Annotated in this window: 2 rRNA genes; both read right to left on the minus strand. The window is 48.6% G+C overall.

What is annotated here, in order from left to right:
* Nucleotides 1–100: ribosomal RNA gene (rrf, locus tag FFM80_RS14325) — 5S ribosomal RNA — on the minus strand; the annotation flags it as partial.
* Between the two features lie 74 nt (nucleotides 101–174).
* Nucleotides 175–3,095, minus strand: a 23S ribosomal RNA gene (locus FFM80_RS14330).
* Between the last annotated feature and the right edge of the window lie 133 nt (nucleotides 3,096–3,228).

Here is a 3,228-nt window from a genome sequence, read left to right on the forward strand (position 1 = left end):
CCTCGCAGGGAGCGATCCCCCAACTACTCTCGGCGCTAAGAAGCTTGACTTCTGTGTTCGACATGGGAACAGGTATATCCTTCTTGCCATCGTCACCACACTATTGAAAACAACTTGTGCTCTCAAAACTAGCTAATATCAAATACAATTCACAATTACCGGAACACCAATTACTTGGTTAAGTCCTCGACCGATTAGTATTAGTCCGCTTCACACGTCACCGTGCTGCCACTTCTAACCTATCTACCTGATCATCTTTCAGGGGTCTTACTTCCATATAGGAATGGGAAATCTCATCTCGAGGTGAGTTTCACACTTAGATGCTTTCAGCGTTTATCTCATCCATACGTAGCTACCCAGCGATGCGCCTGGCGGCACAACTGGTACACCAGAGGTATGTCCATCCCGGTCCTCTCGTACTAAGGACAGATCCTCTCAAATTTCCTACGCCCGCGACGGATAGGGACCGAACTGTCTCACGACGTTCTGAACCCAGCTCGCGTACCGCTTTAATGGGCGAACAGCCCAACCCTTGGGACCGACTACAGCCCCAGGATGCGATGAGCCGACATCGAGGTGCCAAACCTCCCCGTCGATGTGGACTCTTGGGGGAGATAAGCCTGTTATCCCCAGGGTAGCTTTTATCCGTTGAGCGATGGCCCTTCCATACGGTACCACCGGATCACTAAGCCCGACTTTCGTCCCTGCTCGACCTGTCTGTCTCGCAGTCAAGCTCCCTTGTGCCTTTACACTCTGCGAATGATTTCCAACCATTCTGAGGGAACCTTTGGGCGCCTCCGTTACTTTTTAGGAGGCGACCGCCCCAGTCAAACTGCCCACCTGACACTGTCTCCCGCCACGATTAGTGGCGCGGGTTAGAGTGGTCATACAGCGAGGGTAGTATCCCACCAACGCCTCCACCGAAACTAGCGTTCCGGTTTCTATGGCTCCTACCTATCCTGTACAAGCTGTACAAACACTCAATATCAAGCTACAGTAAAGCTCCATGGGGTCTTTCCGTCCTGTCGCGGGTAGTCCGCATCTTCACGGACAATATAATTTCACCGAGTCTCTCGTTGAGACAGTGCCCAGATCGTTACGCCTTTCGTGCGGGTCGGAACTTACCCGACAAGGAATTTCGCTACCTTAGGACCGTTATAGTTACGGCCGCCGTTTACTGGGGCTTCAATTCTGAGCTTCGCCGAAGCTAACCCATCCTTTTAACCTTCCAGCACCGGGCAGGCGTCAGCCCCTATACGTCATCTTACGATTTTGCAGAGACCTGTGTTTTTGATAAACAGTCGCCTGGGCCTATTCACTGCGGCTGATCTTGCGATCAGCACCCCTTCTCCCGAAGTTACGGGGTCATTTTGCCGAGTTCCTTAACGAGAGTTCACTCGCTCACCTTAGGATTCTCTCCTCGACTACCTGTGTCGGTTTGCGGTACGGGTAGTTAAATACTCACTAGAAGCTTTTCTCGGCAGTGTGACATCAGACGCTTCGCTACTAAATTTCGCTCCCCATCACAACTTGTCCTTAAATTGATAAGCATTTGACTCATCAAAAGACTTGTTGCTTGGACATCCTAATCCAACAGGATGCACATCTTAGCCTACTGCGTCCCTCCATCGTTCAAACGCATTTAACTAGTACAGAAATATCAATCTGTTATCCATCGTCTACGCCTCTCGGCCTCGACTTAGGTCCCGACTAACCCTGGGAGGACGAGCCTTCCCCAGGAAACCTTAGTCATTCGGTGGATGGGATTCTCACCCATCTTTCGCTACTCATACCGGCATTCTCACTTCTAAGCGCTCCACAAGTCCTTACGATCTTGCTTCACCGCCCTTAGAACGCTCTCCTATCACGTGACCTAATGGTCACATCCACAGTTTCGGTAGTATACTTAGCCCCGGTACATTTTCGGCGCAGGATCACTCGACTAGTGAGCTATTACGCACTCTTTAAATGGTGGCTGCTTCTGAGCCAACATCCTAGTTGTCTATGCAACTCCACATCCTTTTCCACTTAGCATACATTTAGGGACCTTAACTGGTGATCTGGGCTGTTCCCCTTTCGACGGTGGATCTTATCACTCATCGTCTGACTCCCGGATATGAATCAATGGCATTCGGAGTTTATCTGAATTCAGTAACCCAAGACGGGCCCCTAGTCCAAATAGTGCTCTACCTCCATGATCCTTCATCCGAGGCTAGCCCTAAAGCTATTTCGGAGAGAACCAGCTATCTCCAAGTTCGTTTGGAATTTCACCGCTATCCACACCTCATCCCAGCAATTTTCAACTTACACGGGTTCGGTCCTCCAATGCGTTTTACCGCATCTTCAACCTGGACATGGATAGGTCACCTGGTTTCGGGTCTACAACCTCGTACTAAATTCGCCCATTTCAGACTCGCTTTCGCTACGGCTCCGACTTTTAAGTCTTAACCTTGCACGGGATCGTAACTCGCCGGTTCATTCTACAAAAGGCACGCCATCACGCATTAACGCGCTCTGACTTATTGTAGGCACATGGTTTCAGGAACTATTTCACTCCCCTTCCGGGGTGCTTTTCACCTTTCCCTCACGGTACTGGTTCACTATCGGTCACTAGGTAGTATTTAGCCTTGGGAGATGGTCCTCCCAGATTCCGACGGAATTTCACGTGTTCCGCCGTACTCAGGATCCTGAACTGAGAAAGCTTGATTTAATCTACTGGGCTATCACCATCTATGGCGGATTTTCCCAAATCCTTCGACTATCAAACTTTTTGGTAACTCAAATGTTCAGTCCTACAACCCCAAAGAGCAAGCTCTCTGGTTTGGGCTGTTCCCCGTTCGCTCGCCGCTACTTAGGGAATCGAATTTTCTTTATATTCCTGCTGCTAATGAGATGTTTCAGTTCACAGCGTTTACCTCCAACTAGACTATGAATTCATCTAGTGGTAACAGTTGATTAAAACTGCTGGGTTTCCCCATTCGGAAATCTCCGGATCATAGCTTACGTACAGCTCCCCGAAGCATATCGGTGTTAGTCCCGTCCTTCATCGGCTCCTAGTGCCAAGGCATTCACCATGCGCCCTTGTTAACTTAACCTTATTTTCCAAAGGAAAATACGATTAATTGAGTTTAGCGATAATAAACTTCTTTTAAAAAACTCAAAAAACGCGGTGTTCTCGGTTTAATTATGAAAAATTATATTTGATATTATCTAGTTTTCAAAGAACAA

This window comes from Lactiplantibacillus dongliensis, from assembly GCF_005405105.1.
In the GTDB taxonomy this organism is placed as follows: Bacteria; Bacillota; Bacilli; order Lactobacillales; family Lactobacillaceae; genus Lactiplantibacillus; species Lactiplantibacillus dongliensis.